This window comes from Microcystis panniformis FACHB-1757 (assembly GCF_001264245.1).
Classification (GTDB): domain Bacteria; phylum Cyanobacteriota; class Cyanobacteriia; order Cyanobacteriales; family Microcystaceae; genus Microcystis; species Microcystis panniformis.
Window position 1 is genome coordinate 4,222,437 of record NZ_CP011339.1, and the last position, 22,715, is coordinate 4,245,151.

14 protein-coding genes, 1 tRNA gene and 5 pseudogenes are annotated in these 22,715 nt (G+C 43.3%); 15 read left to right on the top strand and 5 right to left on the bottom strand.

The genetic code is table 11. The features are described 5' to 3' along the window. Positions 1 to 104 precede the first annotated feature (104 nt). Both VL20_RS20195 and VL20_RS20200 read left to right on the top strand, forming a co-directional pair. Positions 105 to 554 (top strand): DUF29 domain-containing protein, encoded by a 450-nt coding sequence (locus tag VL20_RS20195; protein WP_052277590.1) that lies wholly within the window; start codon positions 105 to 107, stop codon positions 552 to 554. Between the two features lie 11 nt (positions 555 to 565). Next, positions 566 to 1,315 carry an amino acid ABC transporter ATP-binding protein gene (locus VL20_RS20200; protein ID WP_002762440.1) on the top strand — a complete coding sequence of 250 codons (750 nt, stop codon included), beginning with the start codon at positions 566 to 568 and terminating at the stop codon, positions 1,313 to 1,315. 18 nt (positions 1,316 to 1,333) lie between these two features. Here the strand turns inward: VL20_RS20200 and VL20_RS20205 are convergent. From VL20_RS20205 to VL20_RS20220, 4 genes and pseudogenes are all read right to left on the bottom strand, one after another. Then, positions 1,334 to 2,898, bottom strand: a pseudogene (locus tag VL20_RS20205) (cation:proton antiporter). A gap of 148 nt (positions 2,899 to 3,046) precedes the next feature. Continuing rightward, entirely contained in the window at positions 3,047 to 6,349 is a 3,303-nt protein-coding gene (locus VL20_RS20210; RefSeq protein WP_052277591.1) for an efflux RND transporter permease subunit, read from the bottom strand. Between the two features lie 6 nt (positions 6,350 to 6,355). Next, the gene (locus tag VL20_RS20215) at positions 6,356 to 7,555 is read right to left on the bottom strand and encodes a hypothetical protein (protein WP_052277592.1); all 1,200 of its coding nucleotides are present in this window, start codon (positions 7,553 to 7,555) and stop codon (positions 6,356 to 6,358) included. Positions 7,556 to 7,803: 248 nt separating this feature from the next. Then, a complete protein-coding gene (locus tag VL20_RS20220) occupies positions 7,804 to 8,937 on the bottom strand; it encodes a glycosyltransferase (RefSeq protein ID WP_052277593.1) in 1,134 nt (377 codons plus the stop codon). Positions 8,938 to 9,230: 293 nt separating this feature from the next. On the opposite strand from VL20_RS20220, the gene VL20_RS20225 reads away from it, so the two are divergent. From VL20_RS20225 to nblS, 3 genes and pseudogenes are all read left to right on the top strand, one after another. Further along, complete coding sequence (locus VL20_RS20225; protein WP_002738058.1) at positions 9,231 to 9,410, top strand: hypothetical protein; 180 nt, start codon at positions 9,231 to 9,233, stop codon at positions 9,408 to 9,410. A 75-nt stretch (positions 9,411 to 9,485) separates the two neighbouring features. After that, entirely contained in the window at positions 9,486 to 9,833 is a 348-nt protein-coding gene (locus tag VL20_RS20230; RefSeq protein ID WP_002762448.1) for a DUF4359 domain-containing protein, read from the top strand. A 1,621-nt stretch (positions 9,834 to 11,454) separates the two neighbouring features. Further along, positions 11,455 to 13,445, top strand: a pseudogene (gene nblS, locus VL20_RS20235) (two-component system sensor histidine kinase NblS). A 289-nt stretch (positions 13,446 to 13,734) separates the two neighbouring features. Here nblS and VL20_RS29695 read toward each other — a convergent pair. After that, positions 13,735 to 14,517, bottom strand: a pseudogene (locus VL20_RS29695) (IS1 family transposase). A 452-nt stretch (positions 14,518 to 14,969) separates the two neighbouring features. On the opposite strand from VL20_RS29695, the gene VL20_RS20245 reads away from it, so the two are divergent. The 10 genes and pseudogenes from VL20_RS20245 to VL20_RS20290 all read left to right on the top strand — a co-directional run. Further along, a complete protein-coding gene (locus tag VL20_RS20245) occupies positions 14,970 to 15,563 on the top strand; it encodes an IS607 family transposase (RefSeq protein ID WP_052277595.1) in 594 nt (197 codons plus the stop codon). Continuing rightward, positions 15,535 to 16,773, top strand: a pseudogene (locus VL20_RS20250) (RNA-guided endonuclease InsQ/TnpB family protein). The gene VL20_RS20245 and the pseudogene VL20_RS20250 overlap by 29 nt, the downstream one beginning before the upstream one ends. Before the next feature lie 62 nt (positions 16,774 to 16,835). Beyond that, entirely contained in the window at positions 16,836 to 17,519 is a 684-nt protein-coding gene (locus VL20_RS20255; protein WP_002790088.1) for a PHP domain-containing protein, read from the top strand. A 324-nt stretch (positions 17,520 to 17,843) separates the two neighbouring features. After that, positions 17,844 to 19,742 carry an NAD(P)H-quinone oxidoreductase subunit F gene (locus tag VL20_RS20260; RefSeq protein ID WP_002790087.1) on the top strand — a complete coding sequence of 633 codons (1,899 nt, stop codon included), beginning with the start codon at positions 17,844 to 17,846 and terminating at the stop codon, positions 19,740 to 19,742. A gap of 179 nt (positions 19,743 to 19,921) precedes the next feature. After that, positions 19,922 to 19,993, top strand: a tRNA-Thr gene (locus VL20_RS20265). A 163-nt stretch (positions 19,994 to 20,156) separates the two neighbouring features. Continuing rightward, on the top strand, positions 20,157 to 20,510 hold the full coding sequence (locus VL20_RS20270) for a metal-sensing transcriptional repressor (protein WP_128575267.1): 354 nt from the start codon (positions 20,157 to 20,159) through the stop codon (positions 20,508 to 20,510). A 66-nt stretch (positions 20,511 to 20,576) separates the two neighbouring features. Continuing rightward, positions 20,577 to 20,759 carry a 30S ribosomal protein S21 gene (gene rpsU, locus VL20_RS20275; protein WP_002738938.1) on the top strand — a complete coding sequence of 61 codons (183 nt, stop codon included), beginning with the start codon at positions 20,577 to 20,579 and terminating at the stop codon, positions 20,757 to 20,759. A gap of 154 nt (positions 20,760 to 20,913) precedes the next feature. Beyond that, complete coding sequence (gene upp / locus VL20_RS20280; protein WP_002790085.1) at positions 20,914 to 21,567, top strand: uracil phosphoribosyltransferase; 654 nt, start codon at positions 20,914 to 20,916, stop codon at positions 21,565 to 21,567. Between the two features lie 14 nt (positions 21,568 to 21,581). Continuing rightward, complete coding sequence (locus VL20_RS20285) at positions 21,582 to 21,869, top strand: ssl2009 family thylakoid membrane protein (RefSeq protein ID WP_002790084.1); 288 nt, start codon at positions 21,582 to 21,584, stop codon at positions 21,867 to 21,869. A gap of 463 nt (positions 21,870 to 22,332) precedes the next feature. Further along, positions 22,333 to 22,608: pseudogene (locus VL20_RS20290) on the top strand (ISAzo13-like element ISMae28 family transposase); the annotation flags it as partial. Positions 22,609 to 22,715 lie beyond the last annotated feature (107 nt).

Here is a 22,715-nt window from a genome sequence, read left to right on the forward strand (position 1 = left end):
TTTAAAACTAAATAAAAAATATTTACACTAATCAACCGCATCTTTTATGCTATCATTTCTAGGAACGGGTTATTTTTAATAATGTCCCCATTTGATCAAAGACAATGCTTGCTTTAGAACAGCTTTATGAACGGGAGTATGATCGCTGGTTAAGCGAGACGATCGAGTTATTAAAAAATCGTCAGTTAGATCAGTTAGATTACGAACATTTGATCGAGGAGTTGGCAACTTTAGGACGGAGCGAAAAAACTGCTGTTAAAAGTTTAAGTTTGCAAATAATAATCCAGCTGCTACTCTATCAATTTTGGACAACAGAAAGAGAAAGAAATAGTAATCATTGGACGGCAGAGATGATCACTTTTCGAGTACAATTAGAAGATAAGCTCACCACCAATTTAAGCAAATTTCTAGAACTAGAGTTAGACAATATCTATGAAAACGCTCGCTTAATTGCCGAAAAAAAGACAGGATTAAAAAATTTACCGATAATTTGTCCCTACTCTCTGAGACAAATTCTTGAGAAACAGTGGTTTCCCGATACAGATAATGAATAAACTCTCAAAATATGGACTCTCACAACAGTGAACCGATTATAATTGCCGAAGCTGTGGAAAAATGGTACGATAACCGCTTTCATGCTTTGCGGGGAGTCAATCTCACCGTTAATAAACAGGAAGTTGTCGTGATTATGGGGCCGTCCGGTTCGGGAAAATCCACCTTTATCCGCACTTTTAACGGGTTAGAATCTTATCAAAAAGGCCGCATTATTATTGACGGAATAACTGTGTCCCACAACCTGAAAAATATCGAGGCAATCCGTCAGGAAGTCGGCATGGTTTTTCAACAATTTAACCTCTTTCCCCATCTGACGGTATTAGATAATGTCACCCTCGGGCCGATGTGGGTGCGCGGTTGGAAAAAAGCGCAAGCGGAGGAAATAGCGAGAAAACTCCTCGAAAAAGTTGGTATTCTCGAACAAGCACTTAAATATCCCCCTCAGTTATCGGGAGGACAACAGCAGCGGGTGGCAATCGTTCGCGCTTTGGCCATGCAGCCGAAGGTGATGTTATTCGATGAACCCACCTCAGCTTTAGACCCAGAAATGGTGCGAGAAGTCTTGGAAACGATGCAGAGTTTAGCCAAATCGGGGATGACCATGGTTTGTGTCACCCACGAGGTAGGATTTGCGCGAGAAGTGGCCGATCGAGTGGTATTTATGGATCAGGGTTTAATTTTGGAAATTGCCCCCCCAGCAGAATTTTTTAATCATCCCCAATCCGATCGAACTCAGCAATTTTTAGCAAAAATTCTTTGATTTTCCATGACTTGATCATTAAACCATCTCTTTTTCTTCTTCTACCTCCACTAAAAGGGGAACGAGATTTTCATTTAAACGACCGGCTCGAATTAATTCTGCGTAGGTATTAGCTTCGATATCGAGTAAAGTATCTTGAAATTGTTCGGCCACCACATCTTTTAATTGTGGATGTTCCTGTAGTAATTTTTGCAACTGATCCCGCAAGGACTTTAATTGTCCTTCCACCAGAGTTTTTTTGTGGCGATAAAATTCGGGATCGATATCGGGAAAACGTTCTGGTTGTTGCAGATAATTAGACACCCTAGTTAAGGCAATCTGACGAGCAATTAAGGCCGAATATTCGCTCCGAATCGGTTGATCACCGATAAGATTGAGGGCATTTAACAGCCATTGTATAGATAATCCTTGCACCAATAAAGTAAATAAAACCACCCCAAAAACCACGTCAATAATTTCTTGACGGTAGGGGATAGACGTAGGAACACTTAACGCTAGGGCGATCGAAACCGAACCGCGCAATCCTCCCCACCATAACACCGTTCTTTCCTTAAAACTGATCCTATTGCCCGTAATTAGGTTACTAATTCCCCTAGTCCAAAAATGGACAGCAAACGGGAAACCACCATAGCGGCGATCGCTATTAAAATACCGGTTAAGTGACTACCAAGACTCTCAAAACGAGTTTGATCGCCGATCAGTAAAAAGATGATAGAATTGACAAAAAAGGCGATAAATTCCCAAAATTCGCTAACTACCAGGCGCGTGCGGGGACTCATACCAATGCGCGAACCGAGATTACCGAGAATAATCCCGACAATTACCACCCCAATCACACCGGATCCGCCTAATTTTTCCGTGACGAGATAGGTTCCGTATGCAGAAACTAGAGTCAGAGACTGTTCCACAAAAGGCAGATCAAAGCGTTGGGTAAGGTAGGAAATGCCGAAACCGATCACGCAACCGACACCGATCCCAATCCCCACAAAGGTGCAGAAACGAGCGATCGTCACCGGGACGGAAAAGGTATCGACTCCCAAGGGAATACCCACCAAGAGGACGAAAGCGACCACAGCGACCCCATCATTAAAGAGACTTTCCCCTTCCATCAGGATCGTTAGTTTTTTACTAGCCCCCAATTCTTTAAATAGGGCAATCACAGAGACGGGATCGGTGGCAGCTAGGGCAGCACCCAACAGAAAAGCGATCGATAGGGGTAAATTAGCAAAGATATGTAGGGGATAGGCGACTCCCAAAACGGAGATAATTACCCCGATAACGGCAAAAAGGACGATAGTAACCCAATATTCCTTTAATTTAGCCCAAGGAATATTCCAAGCGGCTTCAAAAAGGAGGGGAGGCAGAAAAATTTCCAGAATTAATTCCGGGGAAAGATTAACTAGACGCAAATCTAAAAAAGCTAAACCCATACCGACAATAACTAACAGCAGGGTGTAGGGAATTTTGCGGAGGAAGGCAACGGTTCTCGATAAAGTGGCGACACTCAAGGAAATGGTCAAAACTAGCAGGAATTGCTCTAAATTATGAGCGATCGCTTCGTTAGCAGTAGATTCTAGACTCATTATTTTCAGTTATCAGAGATGGGGTGTGGGGTGTGGGGTGTGGGGTGTGGGGAAGTGGGGGGGTGGGGAAGTGGGGAGGTGGGGGAATTTCAACTAATACCCTAAAACCCCAAAACCCTAAAACCCTAAAACCCTAAAACCTAACACCCTAGTCATTCGGGGACTGAGGAGAGATTTTCAAAGAGGAAATGGCCCCTTCTTCTATCGGGGTTTCTGATGTATTCCTTTCCCCATCGAGAGAAGGGGTTTTTTTGCCGCCAGAATCGCCACCTTTGGGGGGTTTCGAGGAGAGGAATCGGGCCTCGAACTGTTTGATCAGCACATACAACACCGGGACGAGAAATAAACTCAACACCGTGGAAATCAGATAACCGCCTAGGATTGCAGTTCCCAGGGACCAACGACTCATCGCTCCGGCACCGGAAGCGATAACCAAGGGCAAGAAACCGACTAAACCGGAAATAGCCGTCATCAGAATCGGTCTTAAGCGTTCCGTCGAGGCCCGGGCTGCCGCATCGGGAATACTTAAACCCAAAGTACGGGACTGGTTAGCGAATTCCACGATCAAGATGGCATTTTTAGCCGCTAAACCGATCAACATGACCAAAGCCACCTGAGCATAGATATTATTATTCACCGCCGGGAAGAGACTACCCACTTGTAGGAAATTCGCCCGCAACAGTAAGGCCCCCATGGCACCTAGGATCGCTAGGGGAACCGTAATCATGATGATAATCGGGTCAATGTAGCTTTCGTACTGGGCCGCAAGGACGAGGAAAACCACGATAAAGGCTAATCCGAAGATAACTGGGGCAGCCCCGGCGGAAGTTTTTTCTTGGAAAGCTGTACCCGTCCAAGCGTAACCGAAACCGGGCTGCAGGACTTTCCGACAAACATCTTCCATCACTGCGATCGCCTGTCCCGTACTAAAACCGGGGGCGGGACTACCCTGAACGTTAATCGAGGGATAGAGGTTAAAGTTAGTGATAATCGGTGGATAGGTGAAGCGTTTGACGCTAACCAAACCCGATAGGGGAATATTGGCCCCGGTACGGGAACGGACGTAAAGACGGTTAATATCTTCAGGATTAGAGCGATAATCCGCTTCTGCTTGGGCAAAGACTCGATACAAGCGATCGCCTAAGACGAATTGGTTGACGAAGTTGGAACCGAGATAGGTTTGCAGGGTACCGAAAACGGCCTGCATATCGACGTTTTGCGCCTGTAGCTGGTTGCGATTGATGGAAAGTTCCAGCATCGGCGTGTCGGTGGTAAATTGGGTGAAAATTCCCGATAATTCCGGTCTTGTTCGGGCCTCGGCCATGACGTTATTAGCGTTGGCAATCAAAGCGTCCATGGGGAAAGAAGCGCGGTTTTGGATAAATAACTCGAAACCGCCGGTAGAACTTAATCCATCCACGGGGGGCGCATTAACGGCGAAAGCGCGAGCATCTGGGACTTTAGTGGCTAATTGTTGGTTAATTTTCCGCAGAACCCCGAAAACCGACTTATCTTCGCCGGGCCGTTCCGACCATTCTTTTAACTTGACAAAAAATAGCCCTTGGTTGCTACCACTTCCAGCAAAACTAAAGCCCGCCATACCGACAAAGTGTTCGATTTCTTCGATACCGTCGAGAATTTCTTCGTTAATCTGACGGATAACCTGGTCGGTGTAGCGCAGGGAAACCCCGGGGGGTGCTTGCACCAAAACGAAGGCATAACCTTGGTCTTCTTCGGGGATAAAACCCTGGGGAGTGGTGCTATAACTCCAAGCTGTGAGAAAGAGGGCGGCGATAAAGAAGGGTAACACTAAAAAACGGATGCGGATCAGAAATTCGATCGAGCGTCGATAGCCCTCTTTAACTGCGTTGAAACCCCGATTAAAGCCCTCGAAAAACAGTCCCAAGGGGCCGCGGGTGCCTTGGGGCGGTTTCATGATAATCGCCGACATGGTGGGGGAAAAACTGAGGGCGTTAAAGGTGGAGATGATAATTGAAGCGGAGATGATGACGGCAAATTGTCGATAAACGATCCCCACCGTACCGGGGAAGAAGGTGACGGGAATAAAAACTGCCAGCAGTACAAGAGAACTGGCGATCACCGCCGAGGTTAACTCACCCATGGCATCGAGGGCAGCTTGAAATGGCCGCATTCCCTGCCGTAATTTTTCCGATACCGCTTCTACGATCACGATGCCGTCGTCCACCACTAAACCGGTGGCTAGAATGACGGCAAACAAGGAGAGGTTATTGAGAGAATAGCCTAAAGCCAGGGCGACGGCCATGGTTCCGATCAAAGATACGGGAATAGCGATCGCCGGAATGATCGTGGTGCGCCAATCCTGAAGGAAGATAAAAATGACGAGAATAACCAGTAAAATCGCCTCCACCAGAGTGCCAAAGGCTTCTTCTAGGGAAGCGGCGACAAAGGCGGTATTATCGAGGGTAATGGCGATATTTAACCCCGGGGGGAAACTTGGTTCTAGTTCCGCCATTTTTTCTTTTACCAGTTTGGCAGTATTCCAAGCGTTGGAACCGGGTAACTGATAGACGATATAGACAACGGCGGGGGATTTGTCGAAATAGGCGGCGGTACTGTAGCTTTCGGCTCCGATTTCTGCGCGTCCTACGTCTTTAATTCGGATTAAATCGCCATTTTCCCCGACTTTGACGACAATATTTTCCGCTTCCTCCCCGGTGGCCACCCTACCAACGGCGCGAATGGCGATCTGGAATTGCTGCTCTTCGGGACTAGGATCACCGCCAATTGTCCCCGCACCCACCTGAATATTCTGTTCTCGGATCGCCTGTACTACTTGTTCCGCCGATACACCCCTAGCGGCTAAAGCATCGGGATTAAGCCAAAAACGTAGGGCGTATTCCCTCTCCCCGATGATTGTTGTACTACCAACCCCCTCGATCCGGCGAATCTCGGCATCGATGACCCGATCGACAAAGTTACTTAAAAAGACCGTATCGTAGGGATAATTGCCCTTTTCATCCGGTTTGGCGGAAATCCCGTAGGCAAGGGTAACGCTGGGGGATTGGGTATTGGTTGTCACCCCCTGCCGGTTCACTTCTTCCGGTAAACTAGCGGCCGCAGTACTGACACGGTTTTGTACCAAGACTTGGGCAATGTTACGATCCATTTCCACCGGGAAAAAAACATTCACCGTACTTTGTCCGGTGTTGGTACTCTGGGACTGCATATAAACAATCTGTTCTGTCCCGTTAATCTGGCGATCGAGTACCGTGGTAACGTTATCCTGTACGGTTTTGGCATCGGTTCCCAAATAGTTGGCATTTACCGCTACCTGAATAAATGCCAACTGGGGCAGTTTTTCTAGGGGTAAAAAGGGAACAGCGATCGCTCCGATCAAAACGATTAAAATCGAGCAAACTGTGGTCAGAACGGGTCTTTTAATGAAGGTATCGGCAATACTAAGGATCATAGGGCGTTACTGGTTCATCTTTTCTAGGATAGTTGCGGCAGTGGGAGATTTACGAGTCAGATAATTAAATATTAATAGTTTAAAGATGGTATCTAGGATAACGGGAACCGTGGCCACAAACAAGCTAATAAATGTAATATTCTCGCGCCAACCAAAGTGCCGGAACAAAGTTTCTAAGATTACCGTCCAACCCTCCGCCGAGTGAAACCCGACAAATATATCGGTAAAGAGAATAAAGATAAAGGCTTTGGTGATATCATTTAAGCTGAGAAAATAACGACTAACATAAGCTCGCATAATTGCCAATTGTTGACGACCAAAAATTAAGATCGCAATAAAGGCTATTAATCCAGTTATATCGGAGAGTAAGTTTTTCCAACCATCTTGACTTTCATAACCCGCTTCTTTAAATAATTCCTCGACCTGTTCCCGAAAAGTTTCTTCTGATTCATGCCCTGCTTTTGCTACTCCTAAAACCTGCTTGATTTCTTTAATTTCTTGAAGTCTAGCAAATTCCCTGAGATATTTTTCGCCAATTTCCTGAGAAATATAAACTTCTGATATTTTCGCTCTATCCACACCCAAATAGTTTAAAATAGGGCTAAAAATAAAGTTTCTACTAATAACCTGCACCAAGAGAGGAACTAAAATAATAATCAGGATAAAACGAATAGCAATACGTTGCTGTTGTCGCAGGGTACGGAGTTGTTTAATAACGGTTTGTTCGTATTCGGGGGTTAATTCTTGCTGGAAGTTAAAAAATTTATTACCGGTTGCAGGAGAAATTGCCTGGTTATTTTTATCTCTGGAGGTATCACTGGTGAGATTGGTATTAGGCAGATTTGGGGTTTGATTATTCGGTAATGGGGGCAGCAATTCCCCTAAATCTAGGCGATATTTACCGATAATATCCTCGATCGCCTTTAAAGTCTCTAAGATGTTATTATTTTCTGGGTTAGTTTGCGGATTGATAAAATTACCCAGACGCACTTGAGTTAAATCGAAACGTATCTGTAATAATTCTCGCTCTAGGGTACTTTGAAAGTAATCATAAACACTTTTTCCTCCCACGGCAGCCGGGGAAATTTTTTGTCCCCCAAAATGTTTATCTTCGATCGCTTTAATTTTGAGCGCTCTCTGATAAGCTGATTCTAAGGCCCCTAAAGAGCGTTTTTCTACCCATTGATTAACTCGATTCCAAGGCACGGCTATAATCCTCGCTTTTCTGTCATCACAAGCACCACGGTAAGCTATCAGCGTTGGCTAGATAGCTACTTTCGAGAAATATCCATGATATTACATTTTGGGCGCATTGACTGCATCCTCACCATTGGTGAAATACAGAGTTTCTCATCAAGAGGAAGTGTAACCTAATTTGTTATCAACTACCAATGACTGACTCCCTAAAACGAAAACCTCCTAGCTCTCCCTTAAGATAACTGCTCTAATTAAAGTTAGCAATAATTTTTAGAGATTGAATGTTCCTCTATAAACAAACTGTAAGCATTTCTAAAAACCTCTGGAGTAAATCTATTAGCCTGTTGCCGACAATCTTCCGGATCAATTTTATCACCGTGATCGACAAAATATTTAACTGCTTCTACCAAAGATTGGGGATTTTGTTCCCCAAAAAGTAATCCTGTTCCCTGGGGAGAATTTTCCCGCAGCTCCCGCACGGTTTCTAAAGCACCTCCGGCGGCAAATGCAATCACGGGAGTGCCACAAGCTTGCGCTTCCACTAAAGCAATACCAAAATCCTCACAGGCAGCATAAATAAACGCTTTTGCTTTCGACATATATTCTGCTACCATTTGATCGGACACTGCCCCTAAAATCTGAATATTATCCCTTGCTAACTGACGAATTAAAGCCATCTGTGGACCATCTCCAATAACTATTAAGGGTAATCCCAATCGATTAAATGCTTCCACAATTAAAGGGACTTTTTTATAACTAACCAAACGAGAAACTACTAAATAAAAATCTTCTTTTTTCTCTTGGTAGGGAAAACGCTCGATTTGTACAGGGGGATAAATAACTTTTGCCTCCCGTCGATAACAGCGCCAAATTCGTCTAGCGGTGTGGTGGGAATTAGCCAAAAAATAGTCCACACGATTAGCAGAAATCACATCCCACTGACGCAAACCATGCAAAAGATAACGGGTGAAAATACCGGGTAATCCCTGTCCTAACTTACTATTAGCCAGATAGTCAAAAGTTAAATCCCAAGCATAACGCATCGGAGTGTGACAATAACAAATGTGAACCTGATCCGGTCGAATTAAAACCCCTTTAGCCACACAATGGGAGGAGGATAAAATTACATCATAATCCTCTAAATTTAACTGCTCGATCGCCAAGGGAAGAAAAGGTAAGTATTTTTGTACGCCATTTCTCGCTTTCGGGAAATTTTGCAGAAAAGTTGTCCCGATCGAGCGACCATAGAGATAACTATCGGGATTAGTGGACTCAAAATCGATCAAAGCGTATAAATCCGCCTCTAGACATTGTAAAATCTCCCTAACCACTAATTCCGATCCCCCCGTCGCTTTTGGGGTTAACCACTCGTGAACCAGAGCATACTTCATAGGATAATCAATAATCTCAGCCGTAATTATAGCAGTAAGGGATCAGCAGTTTAAGAGTTCACTTTCCGGCTTTCTCTTCGCCAAAATTACCGACACATATCAGATCACGGTAAAAAACCCTAGGAAGAAATTATTAAATTTTTCAAGAAAAATTGCAAAGTTTAGTAAAAATTACTAGCCAGATCAGATGATCGAGTTCATAATGGGGATCAAGGAAAAAATAGACTTAAACCGATTGGGATCAAGAAAAACTAGCTTTACATACAAAAGATAACTAATTAATGAGGTTTGCTATGATCACCCTGCAACAAGTGCGCTGTCCTAATTGTGGAAATTTTGCCGAAAGACAGCATATTTTAGAACACCATCTCGTTAGCACCGCCTGTTCTCACTGTGATTATCTGTTAGTTAGTTGCAGTCTCACAGGAAATGTACTAGAGTGCTATGCACCCGGTATTGGTTTAAGAAATTAACACTGCCCCCTAGCCAGATCGAAAATGTCTTGTCAAAATTAGAGTGAGAAGACAAAATCAAGGAGCTAAGTAGCTATGGGGGGTAATTTCTTCAAGGGAGCGATCGCCCTGGGGGTAATAGCGGGGATTATGGGATTTACCAATCCCCCCCAAGAACTTTACAGCGAATACGCCGCCGAAAAACTCCTCGCTCATGCCGACAAAATCGCTTGCGAGAAAATCAGTCTCTGTGGCTCGATCGATTCTTTGCCGGTGGCAGCCAGAAATGTGATCAAAAATCAAATCTTAAAACCAGCGATCGAAACCTCTAGTCAACGGCAAAATCTAGGTGTGTTCAGTATTTACACCACAGAAGTACCGGGGGTAGCTAAAATTAGAACTCTTGGCGCTTTTGGGCATTTCTTGACTTTCTCGGAGACTTAGGTGAGATTACTGCCAGCTTAAATAATAGACCTCTTGTAAAAATCAAAAATTGTTGTTAGGGTTAGGAGTCAGTAGTCAGGAGAATTAAGAAGGAATAATAATCAGTTAAATGGTCTATTTAGGGCTGGCTGAATAAATCTTAAAACCTTGTTGGGTAAGACTTTTAGACCTTTTGTCAATCAAAAAGTACTGGATATAGGAGTGATCGGGGGAAAATCCCTGGACTTTTTCCCTGAAAATTAGGTACTTGGCCCCCTCAAAACTGGTAAAACCCCACACCCCACACCCCACACCCTACACCCCACACCCTACACCCCACACCCTACACCCCACACCCCACACCCGTTACAGTAGAGCAGGAAGTCGCCTTCCCACCCCCTGCTTCAAAACCGGACTTACGACTTTCGCCGTATCCGGCTCCTGAGTAACTAGGCTACTGTCATTAGTAGAATAATAATGGGAATTATTATTTCCTTGTCTATTCAACCCTCTTGGCTGTATCCCCACCAGACAAGATTGTTGGTTTTAGGGCGTATATGACCGTTGATTGTTGCTTAGACTTCCTAGTTACCCGTCCTTTGTCAGCATATCTTTGATATTACTCAAAGCCTTGGCTTTTAAGGACATCCTCTCCCTCTATTGACTTGCGGATGGTTTCCTACTGCCCCAAACGGGCAGAGTCAATCAGGGTTACTTCGTTCCCTATAACCATTGGTTGAACCATTAGGATGATACTGTCCACAACAGAGTAACGGGAATGCCTTACTGATAGTGGTATGAGCTATCAGCCCCAACTCTGTTAACTTTTGTTTCGAGCCTGTCAGCCTTTTGGCTCGTGGGTGTTGACGATGGTTAATTCGTATCTTCGCCCCAGGGCTATCCATAGGTTCTGGCTCAACGGGTTTCTGATTTAGGCTATCAGATACCGCTTTTTTTCCTCGCTCACTACCTCAGATGTACCAAGTCTAAAGCAGCAGGAAATGCCGTCACTCTAGGCATCTAGAGGACAGGACTAAGGTTATTACTAACCCGCACCTGTAGGGTTATCAAGTTATCAAGGTACTACATTTACCAAGCGGCTAATCCTCTAAACGTCTTACTGTCTAGTTTCTAGCCAACGAATCGCACCACACCCCACACCCTGTCCCCACGAAAAACTTTTTCAGCAGACCCTAATTATGCAAGAGGTTTAATGAGTTAAGTTGACATCCTCGCCGCCCTAAAAGTGCGGCGATTCCTAAACCTCACGATTTAAGTTTCTGCTTCCACCACCGTCGCATACCACAGTTAAAAAACCATGTACTGTCTTACACAGAGTCCACAGACTTTCGCCCCATTTCAGAAGCCCGATTCCCTGTGTCCCACGGTACGTTGACCGCCTATAGCTTCTTGTACTTGTTGCGCGCGACTTTTTACCCGGCCAAGCTTTTCTGGTCGGAACCCCCTAAGCCGAGTTTTCAAGGTGCTGCGCCGTCCACTTGGTTTTCGAGACTGGCCTTTTAATTCTAACGTAAAGCCAACCTAGAACGGCGGGGTTTCAGACCCAAAATTTCCGATGATCGTGCTAACCCGCGATTTGAGCGATAGAGTAGTCAAGAATACAGATTAATCCTGCCTAACCGTGTCTAATTTTCTGCCTAGTCTCCGAGAAGCGATCGCCCGTTGGTGGTCCGAATTCACCCTCCAAACTAAATTAATGGCTGCGGCTACTTTAGCCGTTTCTTTGTTGATGAGTGGTTTAACCTTTTGGGCGGTTAACACGATCCAGCAGGATGTCCGTCTCAATGATACCCGTTTTGGCCGGGATTTAGGGCTGTTATTAGCCGCTAATGTCTCCCCTCTGATTGCTGAGGACAATTTAACCGATTTAGCCCGTTTTTCAGCCCGTTTTTATAGTAGTACCTCCAGTGTTCGTTATTTGATCTACGCTAACGAGGAGGGTCAAATATTTTTCGGCATTCCCTATTCTACCGCCGAAGTTAAAAATTCCCTGACGATCGAGCGTCGCATTCAATTACCGGAAAATTATGGCGAAAATGGGGAAACTCCCCTCGTCCGTCAGCATAAAACCCCCGACGGTGAAGTAACCGATGTCTTTGTTCCCTTGAATCATGAGGGCAAATATTTGGGAGTATTGGCGATCGGGATCAATCCTAACGCTATTGTGGTGGCTTCTTCTAATCTAACCCGTGATGTTACTATTGCCGTTTTTGTCTCGATTTGGGCCATGGTGATTCTTGGGGCAGTTTTTAATGCTTTAACTATCACCAAACCGATCAAGGAGTTATTAGTCGGGGTCAAAAATATTGCAGCGGGAAATTTTAAGCAGCGCGTTGATTTACCCCTGGGAGGAGAGTTAGGGGAATTAATTCTCAGTTTTAATGAAATGGCGGAAAAGTTAGAACGATACGAAGAACAAAATATCGAAGAAATGACCGCCGAAAAAGCCAAACTAGATACGTTAATGTCCACTATTGCTGATGGAGCAATTCTCTTAGATACTAACTTTCAATTATTATTAATTAATCCAGCAGCTCGGGAAATATTTGGCTGGGAAGATCAGGAAATTATCGGTAAAAATGTTCTACATCTTTTTCCTTCGGAGTTAACGGTTAAACTAACTAAACCTCTCTATCAAATTGCGGCAGGAGAAACCCTCCAACCAGAAGAATCCGCTAATCAAAATCAGAAAAATGCTGTTATTGATCAGGAAAATAATAACTATTCCCCGGCGGAATTTAGATTATCTTTAACTCACCCGAAACCCTGCACAATTCGCATTTTGTTAACCCAGGTATTCGATCAGTATCGGGAGAATGTCCGGGGAATTGCTATGACGCTACAGGATATCACCAGAGAAACAGAATTAAATGAGGCAAAAAGTCAATTTATCAGCAATGTTTCCCATGAGTTAAGAACCCCTTTATTCAACATCAAATCTTTTATTGAAACCCTGACAGAATTTGGAGAGGATCTCAGCGATACAGAAAAAAGAGAGTTTTTAGAAACCGCCAATCATGAAACCGATCGCTTAACTCGTTTAGTTAATGATGTTCTCGATCTTTCTCGGTTAGAATCCTCCCGTAACTATAACTTAGATGCGCTCGATATCGGACAATTAATCGAACAAACCCTGAGGACTTATCAACTCAATGCTAGGGATAAAGGACTAGAATTAAGCTCGGAAATTGAAGCCAATTTATTACCAATTTTAGGTCATTATGATCTACTCTTACAGGTATTAACTAATCTAGTCGGTAACTCCCTAAAATTTACTCCTGCTGGCGGTAAAGTGGTGATTCGTGCCTATAAAATAAGCAAAGATAATCCCAAGAAACTCTCAAAATTCGCGTGGAAGTATCCGATACTGGTATTGGCATCGATGCCGAGGATCAAAGTGCCATATTTGATCGCTTCTATCGTGTAGAAAATCGCGTTCATACCCTAGAAGGGACGGGATTAGGATTATCGATCGTCAAAAATATTATTGAAAAGCACTATAGTCAAATTAATTTGATTAGTGAAGTGGGAATTGGCACAACTTTCTGGTTCGATCTAGATTTATATCAAGGCTCGATCGCCAGCAAAAAAATTAACGACGTGAGTTTATAAAAGCCAGAGCAATACTGCCCAAAATCAGGGTTAATAATAGCAATAATCCCTTATTCCTGAGACACCAATTTTTAAAAACCCTAGGGAGAGGGAGAGGGGGAATTTTGGTGGTGATTCGGTAGTAGTGATGGCGGCTTAATCCGGTTCTTCGTTACTTAGTATGGTTCGATAGGGGGGCATAAATCGACTAAATCCTTATCTGGCAAGAGACTTAATTGATTAGTTCGCTCTAGATCAAAAATAATTGACAAAAATCGCCAAATGCCTTTCTATATAAGGGTTCCATCCCTTATAACCCCCGTCTATTGCATAACACCAACCGAAGAACCCTTAATCCTTTGCTTTGCTGTGCATTGTAGTCATGGATAAAATACCAAAGGGTTCCCCAACGTGATTCTCCATTTTTTTAGAGAACGATAGACTCTCTCTCACCAACCGAGAAATCCTTTGTCGAAAGGTATTATTTAATCTTTCAATAGGATTGGTTTGACCAGTTTCTTTTCCGACCGGTCGATGACGTTTACTAGGAATTACTGTCTTATAGGACTCCCAAAAGTCTGTGTAGGCAACCGCGCATTGTCGGTAAACACCGGGTAAACTGTCCAAAAGTTTTTTGGCTGATTGACGACTCCTATCTCCGCGCATAGCAACCAATAATTTCCCTTGTATTTCTATCAGTTAACCGCCAAATATAGACCTTTATCGTCTTAGAAAAAACAAAAGACCACATTTCATCACATTCTATAACCAATTTGCCTTTTGGTTTGTCCGAAACCTTTATTTGACGGGGGACAGCCGCCAGTTTATTGTTGACATAGTTTTGTTACCATGACCAACTTACCCCTGTTACTCTAGCAATTCCTCGCAAGGAAATTCGTTCGAGCAGGAGTTTATCAATTAATTGTTTGGTTTCGTCAGATACGGTTTTATTAGTGGGATTGATCACAAACGGTTGACCGCAATCTTTACACTGACGTTTCGGCTTGCCATTATGTGTAGAACCATTTTTGATGGTATGATAAGAACCACATTTAGGACAACAAGATGTAGAAGTTTGTGAATCTTTTGTCAGAAGACAATGTTCTAAATCTTCATCGTAATTTAACCAAAGTTTAATTATCCAAGAGAAGATAAGTAGTCATGCAAAATTAATTACCTGCCCGATCGAGCTAAAACCCTTACGGGGCAATGATCGTCATGTGTAAATAATTTTGCCTAGGTACTTATTGATAAAAATAGCAATCATAAAAAGCAAATCCCCAACATTTATCAAGCAATTATTTTTATTAGTAAATATTCTACACGACTCAGTCCAGATAAGCAAGATGGCTTACCACTACTACCGAATCACTACCCCCTTTTCCTTAGTTCCCCACTTTCCCATACCTTTGAGACAGGATTTAGTATTACCGGTGACAGCAGCTACCCAATTTTTTTTGGTATTGTAAAGTTTTGTAAAAAATATATGCAAATGACTGCAAACAACTGCTAATATGGTTAGTACAAGTTTACGTTGCAGTTCACATGAAACTATCAGATTATGCTAAGAAAAAAGGGATCAGTTATGACACTGCTTGGAGAATGTGGAATCGAGGGCAGTTACAAGGAGAACGTCTTCCTACAGGAACAATTATTATTTTTGAAGATGACCGTTCTTGCGGTGAAAATAAAGTAGCTATTTATGCGCGAGTTTCTAGTTCAGAAAATCAATCTAACTTAGAGACTCAGGCAAAAAGATTGGAAGCTTATTGTAGGGCGAAAGGCTATCAAATTGTTCGAGTAGTTAAAGAAGTAGGAAGTGGAGTCAATGAGCATCGAAAGCTATTATTAAAACTTCTAGAACAAACTGATTATAATTTGATTGTCGTAGAACATAAAGATCGTTTAAGCAGAGTAGGGTTTAATTATCTGAAAGTTCTTTTAACTCAAACAAATAGAGATCTAGAGGTCGTTAATCTAGCAGAAGAAAGAAAAGACGATTTAAGGCAAGACTTCCTGAGCATAATTACCTCATTTTGCGCTCGATTATACTCATTAAGACGACGAAATAGAAAGACAGAATGTTTAATTAAATGCCTTGAGGAGAATGATGAAATTAGTTCAAAAACATCTAATTAAATTTAATCACAAAAATTATTCAGTAATTGATAAATTAGGATTTTTATCGAAGAATCTGTATAATTGTGCTGTTTATTTAAACCGTCAAGTTTTCTTTTCACATCAACCATTTTTAACAATGACTGAGTTACATCATGCCTTAAAAATGAGTCCAGATTATCAAGCCTTACCCGCCAAAGTAAGTCAGTTAGTATTAAAGCAAGTAGAAAAAACCTTTAAATCTTACCAAAAAGCGAAAGAACAATACAAAAAATCGCCAGATAAATTTACAGGAGAGCCTAAGTTGCCAAGATACAAAGACAAGGAAAAAGGTAGAAACGTTTTAACTTATAACTATCAAGCCATTTCTAAAAAAGCGTTGAAGCAAGGTTTAATCAAGCTATCAGGGACTAATTTAGAATTTAAAACTAATTTAAAGAAAGTCTTAGAGGTCAGGATTATTCCTAAATTGGGTGCTTATTGTTTAGAGATTGTCTATGAACAACCATCCTCATCAAGTCAAGAGGGAGAAAGATATGCTTTTATCGATTTAGGCTTAAATAACCTAGCTGCTGTTACCTCTAATATTCCCGAATTTCAGCCAACTTTAGTATGTGGAAAAGCCTTAAAATCCTGCAATCAAAAGTACAACAAGACACTAGCTAAACTCAAATCGGAATTACCCAGTCTCCAGAAGACCAGTAAAAGAATACAAGGTTTAACTTTAAAGCGTAATTGCCAGGTGGATTATTACCTCCACACCGCTAGTAAATATATTATTGATAAATTACTAGCTCATCAAATTAACCTTTTAGTTATTGGTCATAATCAAGGCTGGAAACAAAACCTTAATATTGGAGATAGAAATAACCAGTCATTCGTAAATATTCCTCATTCAAGGTTTATCGAACAACTTACCTATAAAGCAAATTTAGTAGGAATAGAGGTCAAAACAACTAATGAAAGCTATACCTCTAAATGTAGTTTCTTGGACTTAGAGTCTATTCAAAAGCAAAAAAGCTATTTAGGCAAGAGAATTAAAAGAGGACTATTCAGAAGCTCGTCGGGTTATTTCTAGGGAGCAGATATTAATGGTTCCTTAAATATTGGAAGAAAGGTAGTCGGAGAGGCCGCCTTTAGCGGGAATCCGATAGAGAGGTTCGTAGTTAACCCAGTACGGGTCAAAGCGTACAAAGCTAATTCTAGATGCAATATTTGCGTACAGAATTAGTAACTATTTGTTATGCTGATTGTTAACAATTTGTAATCTTTGGGAAAGTTCCTCAATACTGCATGGTCGTTTCTGCTACAATTCCACCCCTAGCTCAAGATACCCTCGCCCTGAAAGCGGTGTGGGCAAATGTCGGCTATGATAGTTGTCCCTACCATTACAATTTCCATCTTCATACCCATTGCTCCGATGGTCAAATGAGTCCCCAAGACTTGATGAGACAAGCGTTAGACATCGGACTAAAAGGATTAGCAATTACCGATCATCACTCGATCGAAGGTTATCGACAAGCCCAAATTTGGCTAGAAAATCGGCATTTAAAGGGTTCTCTACCCCATCTCTGGACAGGGGTAGAAATTACGGCGAATCTCTTAGACGCAGAAGTGCATATTCTTGGCTATGGTTTCGATCCTACTCATACCGTTTTGACTCCCTATCTGCAAAGAGCCAAACCAGAAGGAGATTTAGCTTTGGCCTCTAGAGTCATTAACAGTTTACGGCAAGCAGGGGCCCTAGTGGTTCTAGCCCATCCCTTTCGTTACCATCGCCCCGCGGCCGATTTAGTAGCGGCGGCGGTAGAATTGGGTATTGATGGTATTGAGGCTTTTTATGCCTATGGCAATCCCAAACCATGGCTACCCAGTCAACGGGAAACCGAACAAGCTCTCGCTCTTAGTCGTCAATATCAATTATTTGCCACCTGTAGCACCGATTCCCACGGTAAATCTTTATTACAGCGCATTTAGCCTGATCGCGGGATTAACTGTAAAATACTTAAATTGACTAAACTCGATCCTTTCTCGATCGAGTGTTAGTTTTTTATGGCCGTCAGCTTTTTCAGTGATCAGTAACCAGTAACCAGTGATCAGTAACCCGTAACCAGTAATCAGTAACCCGTAACCAGTGAAAGAGCCTAAATTTGTTGAAAATTGAAAACTTAAACCTGATAACTTAAAACTTAAAACTTAAACCTGATCACTGATAACTGATAACTTAAACCTGATCAGTGATCAGTGATCACTGATCACTGATCACTGATAACTGATAACTGATAACTGATAACCCCCTGAATGAAAGATTTATTCCTTGACACTTGCTGGTTAATTCCCATTTATGGCTTAATTGGTTCGATTTTAACCCTACCTTGGTCTTTAGGCATTATTAGTCGCACCGGTCCGCGGCCGGCCGCTTATATTAACCTATTGATGACCGTCTTAGGATTAATACACGGATCGATCGCTTTTAATCAAATTTGGCATCGAGAGACGATTAAACTGGCTTTTGAATGGGTAAGAGTGGCCGATCTTAGTTTATCCCTTTCGATCGAACTTTCTCCCGTCAGTTTGGGGACGCTGGAACTGATTACCCTCATCAGTCTCCTGGCCCAAATCTATGCCCTTGGCTACATGGAAAAGGACTGGTCTTTGGCAAGATTTTATGGCTTAATGGGCTTTTTTGAGGCAGCTTTGGGGGGAATTGCCCTCAGTGACTCCCTACTATTCAGTTACGCTTTCCTAGAGATGTTAACGGTCTCTACCTATCTCCTCGTCGGTTTTTGGTATGCTCAACCTTTGGTAGTAACCGCGGCGCGAGATGCCTTTTTAACCAAGCGCGTCGGCGATATTATTTTATTGATGGGTTTGGTGGCTCTGTCCAGTTACGGAGAAGGATTGAGTTTTTCTCAGCTAGAAAATTGGGCAGTAAATAACCCTGTGCCACCTCTGACGGCGACTTTGTTAGGATTAGCCCTTATTGCTGGTCCAACGGGTAAATGCGCCCAATTTCCCCTGAATTTGTGGCTAGATGAGGCGATGGAGGGACCAAATCCAGCCGGAATCATGCGGAATTCGATCGTGGTTTCGGCGGGGGCCTATGTTTTAATTAAGCTGCAGCCAGTGTTTACCCTATCTCCGATCGCGGCCAATGTTTTAATAGTGTTGGGGACAATGACGGCAATCGGTACTTCTCTGATGGCCCTATCCCAAATTGATATTAAACGGGTTTTATGCCACTCCACCAGTGCCTATCTCGGTTTGGTCTTTATTGCGGTGGGATTAGGTCATGTGGATATCGCTTTGCTAATTTTATTCTCCCATGCGGTCGCAAAAGCTTTATTGTTTATGAGCGCAGGAGCATTAATTCTCACTACCAGTAACCAAAATATCACGGAAATGGGGGGAATTTGGGCAAGAATGCCCGCTACAACCATGGCTTTTTTAGGGGGTTCCGCGGGGATGACGGTTTTAATGCCCCTGGGGATGTTTTGGACGTTAAAACGGTGGTTAAGTGGTGAATGGGCGATTCCTTGGTGGTTATTAGCGGTTTTAATCTTTGTTAATTGTCTTAGCATCGTCAATCTCACCCGGGTATTTCGTTTAGTCTTTTTGGGACAAACCCAAAGTAAAACCCATCGCACCCCGGAAGTGGCTTGGCCGATGGCTTTGCCCATGGTATCATTGATTTTAATCGCTTTATTGGCCCCGATTATTCCCCTACGTTGGGATTTTTGGCTATCTTTCACCAATCCTCTCCTTAATAACCAGAGTTTTACTATTGTCTGGGGTTTTCCCTTACTGATGGCCTCTGGAGTAATTGGCCTAGTTATCGGGTTAACGGTAGAGTTAAGACGAGCTTGGGCAAGACCGACTGGGTTAATCCTGCGATTCCTGCAAGATTTGTTCGCTTATGACTTCTATCTTGATCGCATCTATCAGTTTACCGTGGTTTTAGCGGTGGGGAGCTTGTCCAAAATTACCGCTTGGCTCGATCGTTATATTATTGATGGTCTGGTTAATTTGGTCAGTTTAGCGACGATTTTTAGCGGCAGTGCCTTAAAGTATAATGTTTCTGGTCAATCACAGTTTTATGTCTTGACTATTCTTTTGGGAATAGGGGGATTAATCTGGCTCTTATTAAACGGTCAATGGTCACTGATAACTAATTATTGGTCATCCCTGTTGACTCATTGAACCTCTATGTATCGCTCCCTAGTCTTCCGGTCGCGGACTAGGGAGGGAAAGCAGCGGGATGAACATGATCAACAAGGACAGACGGTTAAAATCGGTCTTAGCTTAAAACCCCACACCCTGCCCGCGGGAAAAACTTTTTCAGCAAGCCCTATTTGTGTTATAATGGGTTGGTCAAAAATGCTGGTGTAGCTCAGTGGTAGAGCAGCTGATTTGTAATCAGCCGGTCGCGGGTTCAAATCCCATCACCAGCTTCAATCTCTCACTCCCAATCGAACTTTAAAAAACCTGCTCCCCACTTCCCTCTTTCAAACCGAAGACCCCTAAACCGAAATTTAAACCGGACAAAACCATCCTAGGGACTGGGGTTCGCAACTGTGGCACACTAGAGAGTATAACTGAATTGACGGTAAGCCCTTGACTAATCAAATTACCCCTTTCGACCCCCTTCACAACCACGACGAGACGGGCCATGACCACGAGTCAAAAGGGACTCCCCACGTCCATAGCGAAGCTTCCCTGAAGCAAATTATTAACCGTCTTTCGCGTATCGAAGGACATATTCGCGGCATCAAGACGATGGTATCGGAAAATCGTCCCTGTCCCGAAGTTTTGATGCAAATTGCCGCTATTCGCGGGGCGATTGATCGCGTTGCCAGAATTATTCTCGACGAACATCTGAGCGAATGTATTGCCCGGGCTGCCCAGGAAGGTAGTATCGAGACAGAAATTGAAGAATTAAAGGCCGCCTTGGATCGCTTTTTATCCTAGATTGTGCTATAATGAGAAGTTGGCATTTTTTAGGCAGAGAGCAATTACAGGAGGTGAATCAGGTTAATGACCCAAGTGGTAGTTGGTCAGAACGAGGCGATCGAATCAGCCCTGCGTCGTTTTAAGCGACAGGTAGCGAAAGCGGGAATTTATGCGGATATCAAAAAGCATCAATTTTTTGAAACCCCTCAAGAAAAGAGAAAGCGTAAAGCAGTAGCCCGGAGACGACAAAGAACCCGTCGTCGTTAAAATTAGCCAAGTCAGAAGTCGCTCGCAAGCTTCTGACTTGCTTTTATTTTAACCTCTGTTTTGGGGGTTGGGAAGCGGGAAGTGGGGAGTGGGAAGTGGGGAGAAAAAAGCTGATAAGATAAAGTTTAGCCCTCGATCGAGTTCTAGTGTTTTCATGGTTTTACAACTGCGCGTCTATGTTCCCGAACATCCTCTGGTTAAGCATTGGTTAGCGATCGCGCGCGATCAAAATACCCCCTCGGTACTGTTTAAAACAGCGATGACGGAACTAGGGCGCTGGTTAACCTACGAAGCAGCCCGGCAATGGTTGCCGACCCTGGAAACTAGCGTTAAAACCCCTCTAGCGGAATGTCCCGCTACTTTTATCGATCCTAGCGTACCGATGGCCGTAGTCCCGATTTTACGGGCAGGATTAGCCCTGTTGGAAGGGGCGCAAAGTCTTTTACCCCTAGCTAGTACCTATCATCTCGGTTTAGCCAGAAATGAGGAAACCCTAGAGGCGAGTTGTTATTTAAATAAATTACCGGCCAGTTTTGATCCGGCCACAAGAGTCTTAATTCTTGAACCGATGTTAGCCACGGGGGGATCAATTTCAACAGCAATGGCAGAAATTACCAGCAGAGGCGTTGATCCTGCCCTGATTCGCCTGATTTCCGTGGTGGCTGCCCCGCCGGCTTTACAGAAATTGAGTCAAAATTATCCCAGCTTGAACATCTATACGGCTATTATCGATGAAGGATTAAATAGCGGCGGTTACATCGTGCCGGGGTTGGGCGATGCCGGCGATCGAGCTTTTGGAACCTATTAGGAGAAAAGGGGATTATGAGTCAGCGAGATGGGTTTACGGGCGGTTTTTTAGCCGGTGCGATTGTCGGTGGTTTAGTGGGCGGTGTTTTGGGGACAGTGTTGGCTAATCGCAGCCGTCGCGGTTTAGGAGATGGGGATAATCAAGCTTTTTTAGAGGAGATCCGCAATGGGCGCTTGACTCCAGAGGAAGGCATGGAAGTGGCCCGCCGCAGTTTAGAAGATAAAATTGCCCAGTTAAATCTAGCGATCGATGATGTGCGTCAACAGTTAGGATCGGTACAGGAAAACGGCAGCGATCATTAAAATAGGGCTGGCCGAATAAATCTAAAAACCTTGTTAGACCTCGACCTAATTTAATTAGGGTCTGCTGAAAAAGTCATTGAAACCCACATTCCGCACCCTAAGTGTCACAACGTCTCAAAAGAGGAAGGGGCGTGAGTCAAAATACTTATCTAGAGGAGTGAGTTGGCGGCAAGCTGCCGGCAACTAAGCCGAAAATTTCAGAGTTCCCCCGGTCATTCTCAATAAACAGTGCTTGTTGAGAATGGCTGGGCAATCAGACTTAACATCTAGCGTCGAGATGTTCGAGTAGTGCTTAAGTTTTGTCACCCCTTGAGGGACTTCCAAAAAATAAACTATTCATCCTCAAGAATAATAATCATTCTCGGAGTGTGGGAGGTAGGGATCGATGGTTGCCCCCTCCTTCCAATTTTGTAGTAGAATTAATCCTGTACATTATTAATCAAGTTTTTCTTTTTAAGAATATATGGAATTAACTGATTCCCTCAAGAAATTGCTCAGTGAAACTGCACTTCAATTAAAAGGTGCAGCTAAAAGAAGATTCATGGCGCAAACAGTCTTAGAATTAGGCTATGGGGGACAAACCCTTGCTGCACAGGAGTTAGGCTGGAATCGAACTACTATTCGTCAAGGAATTAAAGAACTAAAAAGAGGCATTATTTGTGTTGATAATCATTCAGCTAAGGGGCGGAAAAAAGCAGAAGAACATTTACCTTTTCTATTGGAAAACATCAAAAATTTAGCAGGGTAATCGCGCGTCGTTTTGTATAGATGGTAACAGACAAAAATCCCTAACTGTTAATTTGGTGACGACGAACTGGCCTGAGTTAATCTGAGAGGAAGTGAAAA